Origin of the sequence: Rhizobium sp. Leaf311 (genome assembly GCF_001423445.1) — a bacterium.
In the GTDB taxonomy this organism is placed as follows: Bacteria; Pseudomonadota; Alphaproteobacteria; order Rhizobiales; family Rhizobiaceae; genus Agrobacterium.
Map to the genome: position 1 here is coordinate 122,662 of NZ_LMNZ01000020.1, position 3,981 is coordinate 126,642.

Below are 3,981 nucleotides of genomic sequence, written 5' to 3' on the forward strand. Positions count from 1 at the left end.
GAATGTAATGCCCTGTGGCTGCGCTGCGGCCTGTGGTGCAGCAGCGGCACCATTGCACACGACCGGAATGCCCGTCGAGCACACAGGTGTGACGTTGGTGATCTGGCAAATCGGTGTGAAGGTCAGGTTCTGCGGCTGTGCTGCGGCCTGAGGAGCGGCGGCTGCACCATTGCACACGACTGGAATGCCTGTCGAGCACACGGGTGTGATGTTGGTGACCTGGCAAATTGGCGTGAAGGTCAGGTTCTGAGGCTGTGCTGCGGCCTGAGGAGCGGCGGCTGCACCATTGCACACAACCGGAATGCCGGTCGAGCACACGGGTGTGATGTTCGTGATCTGGCAAATCGGCGTGAAGGTTACGTTCTGCGGCTGATCATTGGCCTGCGGTCCTGTGCAATGCATATGCGTCGGCTTGCAGATCGTGGCGAAGGTGCCGCATCCGATAGATGTCGGAGGGGTGACCGTTGCCTGTGGCTGCGCGGCTGCACCATTGCAGATGACTGGGATACCGGTCGAGCAGACGGGTGTGATCGTGACCTGGCAAATTGGCGTGAACGTGATTCCCTGTGGCTGTGCTGCAGCCTGAGGCGCAGCAGCCGCGCCGTCACACACGAGCGGAATGCCGGTGTCGCAGAAGACAGATGTGAAGGGCAACGAGCAAATTGGCGTGGCAGTGTTCTGCGGTACAACACATCCTTGCACAGAGGTTTGGCAACCTGGGATGCTGCTCTGTGGGCAATTCAAATATGCGGTCGGGCCGAGGTTTGCGGCAGTCACCGTGGTGCAGCCTGGGATGTTGGTCGGCGGGCAATGCAGATATGCGGTTGGGCCGAGGTTTGCGGCAGTTGCCGTGTTGCAGCCTGGCATATTGGTCTGTGGGCAATGCAGATAGCCGGTCGGGCCAACGACTGTGGTTGTCACTGTAGTACAACCATAAGATGTAGTGATAGTCATGGTTCAATTCCCAAAATCAAAGTTGAAAGGGCTTTGTGACGTGTTCGGAATGTAAGCTAGGTCATGGGAAGCAACCACCGGTAATCGCTAAATTGACCCGTACACCCTCATAACGCGAAAACCCATATTGCACTTTTTAAAGTTGTGCAAACCCAAAATACATTTATAACGAGCAATTGTTAAGCGCAGAAGTCGTTATGCGTGTATTTGAAATTTTGATTATGCTTTAAAAACCAGGGTTCCGGCCACTTGTAAGCCATCAGGGAAACGAGCGATGACCACCGACACCACCGATCATTCAGAACAGCCTCCTGAACATAAAAGTCCGACAGGACGCTTCATAATCTCCCATCGTATAGCCCCCTACCGCGACGGGCGGGCGAGACGCACTGCGAAGGGCAATTTCAGCGAAAGACTGATGCGGACGCTTGGCGGATCGATGCAGATCGTCAGCGACAGCGGTGCCGACCGTGACGATTTGCGCCGTGTTCTGGTCGTCAATGCCGAAGAAGCGGAGTTGCGAGCGAAGAACAGTGATCTTTCACCGGACACGATAATCGAGAGGGAGTTTCTGCGATGGCCAGCTGCGTTGCGTATGGCTCCTTGGGGTTCTCCGGCGGCCCCCTTTATCGACACTGAAGAGGTTGAAGAGAATGCCGCTCCACCCGCGCCTGCGTTCACGATGACCGTGACCTCTTCGGGCTCACCGCTTTCTGGAGTGCTGGTGGAGCTCGGCCTTGTCGCACTCACGCCATCGGCGCAGTCGCAAACGAGCAGTCTCAGCGCGGTAACAGATTCAAACGGGCTGGCCGTTTTTCCCTTTGATCCGGCGCAGTGGTACCCGATGTCTGCACAGATTTCGCCCCACGGTGGCGCCTGGTCAGGCGTTGTCGTCCATCCGGTGACGGCTACGTCGGTCAATCTCGACTGTCTTCCGAAAAGCGGCCCGTTGGGGTGGTGGCACCAGCTTGCCGGGATCAGCCTTTACGATCCGTCCGCAGGCGAGGGTATCCGGATTGGTGTGATCGATTCCGGGCTGGGGCCGCATCCTTATCTCAACCATATGATTCCTGCCGGCTCCTTTATCGATGGCTGCTTTCAGCCGGGCCCTGAGGCCACCGCAGATGTTCAGTGGCATGGCACGCATGTGTCGGGGCTGATTGGAGCGCGCCCGCCGCTGGGCACCGGCGACTATGCCGGGCTGGCACCTGCCGCAGAGGTGTTCGTGGCCCGCGTGTTTGCGCCGGGGCAGGGTGCAAATCAGGGCGACATCGCGTCTGCGATAGATGCCATGTCGATTGCGCACGAGGTGGATCTGATCAATCTGAGCCTGGGAGGTGATCCGTCTGCCATTGAATATGATGCCGTGCTCGCGGCTTATGCGCGTGGCACGCTGTGCATATGTGCGGCGGGCAACAATTTCGGGCAGCCGGTTCTTGCTCCGGCAAGCTACCCGCTGGCGGTGGCGGTGTCTGCCGTCGGACGGCCCGGGACCTACCCTTTGAACAATATGGCCAGTCTCACTATTCCCAATCAGGCCGATCACTTCGGTACCGGCGGCCTGTTCCTGCCGACCTACGCCAATGTCGGCAAGGAGATTGCAGTCACGGCGGGTGGATCAGCGGTCATCTCTACGGTGCCCGCATGGGAAGGGGACGAGGCCCCCTATGCCGATATGTCTGGCACCTCCATGGCGACGCCCATCACAACTGCTACGCTGGCTGCCATGCTCTCCCGAGATGCAATCTACAGGAGCTTGCAAAGAACTCAGGCCCGCGCAAAATATGCCAGATCGAAACTCGAAGGGGCAGCCTTGTCCATCGGTCTTTCTCAACCCTATCAGGGAGAGGGCCTAAGCCGCGTGAACTGATGCCTGAGGCAAGGATGGCGCGAGGCAAGTCTGCGCGCCATCCCAGACTCACCCAAGGTGAGGAGGGCAACCTCATTACGAAAGGCGGCAAACACGATGACCGACCCGCAGAAACAGTACATCATGACTTTCCGCCACAATGCCGAGCAACCGCCAGCCTGGCAGCAAATCGTCGCTGAGATCCCCGGCGTTACAGTCATCTCGATACTCGGCCGCCAAAGCCGCATCAAAGCCAATGCCGCAGCCATCCGCGCCCTGCGCGAACAGTTCTCAAGCGACATACTCATCGAAGAAGACCTCCCGCGCCATTTCTGACGAGCGATGCCTGTGTGTCGGGCTGAAAAGCTTGGGCAACCGAACGAGAATCATTGAGGCGGCAACTGCTACCGAGACGCGCAATTGACCATTGGCCGTGCTCAAAAGAGCTGCGCAACAGTTTCGATGATGTCTTAACTGGAAAAATGGTGGGCGATGAGAGACTCGAACTCCCGACATCCTCGGTGTAAACGAGGCGCTCTACCAACTGAGCTAATCGCCCTTCGCGTCTTGCGGATCACGTCCGCCGCGTCGGTGGCCGTGATCTATTCGGATCGGAAAAAAACCGCAAGACCTTTTATGAAGTTTTTTTGTTTTTTTCGATTTTTGTCCGGACCGGTTCGCTGGTTTCGCGGCGGGCTATCGTCTTAATCCCAGCAAATCCAAGAACTTTGCGGCGTTTGAGACCGGCATGAAAACTTATCCACAACTGTGCGACCTCCGGCCACGATCTCCGGCGGGATCTGCGGTGTGTCAGATCCAGGCCGAATCCTATCGCGGAAAATGCTCAAGCGGACCGGTTAGGAGGGCAGGCGGGTCGCCTGAGGCATCCGCGGAGACCGTCTGTGGATAAGTGGGCACGATTGACGAAAAAAAACTGATAACGAAAAATGCCCGGAAACCGGGCGTCTTCACGTCTTTGGCAAATCAAAATGCATGAGCATAATCTTTTGTCGTGAAACCTGCTTGACACCCCAACGCGAACGCCTTAGTTAGCCGCTCAACGAACAGCCGAGGCGAGTTCGTAAGACCGGTTTAGGCCAGTCTTTAGGGAATGTGCGGGTGTAGCTCAGTTGGTTAGAGTGCCGGCCTGTCACGCCGGAGGTCGCGGGTTCGAGCCC

At 57.6% G+C, this 3,981-nt stretch carries 3 protein-coding genes and 1 tRNA gene; 2 read left to right on the forward strand and 2 right to left on the reverse strand.

Annotated features, from left to right (window positions below):
* The coding region (locus tag ASF69_RS23280) for a hypothetical protein (protein ID WP_162238095.1) at positions 1–654 on the reverse strand (654 nt) is incomplete at its 3' end.
* A 574-nt stretch (positions 655–1,228) separates the two neighbouring features.
* Between ASF69_RS23280 and ASF69_RS17400 the strand changes: the two genes are divergently transcribed.
* On the forward strand, positions 1,229–2,824 hold the full coding sequence (locus ASF69_RS17400) for a S8 family serine peptidase (protein ID WP_082469770.1): 1,596 nt from the start codon (positions 1,229–1,231) through the stop codon (positions 2,822–2,824).
* 96 nt (positions 2,825–2,920) lie between these two features.
* Complete coding sequence (locus tag ASF69_RS17405; protein WP_062589473.1) at positions 2,921–3,139, forward strand: hypothetical protein; 219 nt, start codon at positions 2,921–2,923, stop codon at positions 3,137–3,139.
* A 147-nt stretch (positions 3,140–3,286) separates the two neighbouring features.
* Here ASF69_RS17405 and ASF69_RS17410 read toward each other — a convergent pair.
* A tRNA-Val gene (locus ASF69_RS17410) sits at positions 3,287–3,362 on the reverse strand.
* Positions 3,363–3,981 lie beyond the last annotated feature (619 nt).

Excerpts from the sequence above, each read along its gene's own strand:
- ASF69_RS17405 (WP_062589473.1), top strand. The coding sequence starts at position 2,921 with ATGACCGACCCGCAGAAACAGTACATCATGACTTTCCGCCACAATGCC.
- ASF69_RS17400 (WP_082469770.1), top strand. The coding sequence starts at position 1,229 with ATGACCACCGACACCACCGATCATTCAGAACAGCCTCCTGAACATAAA.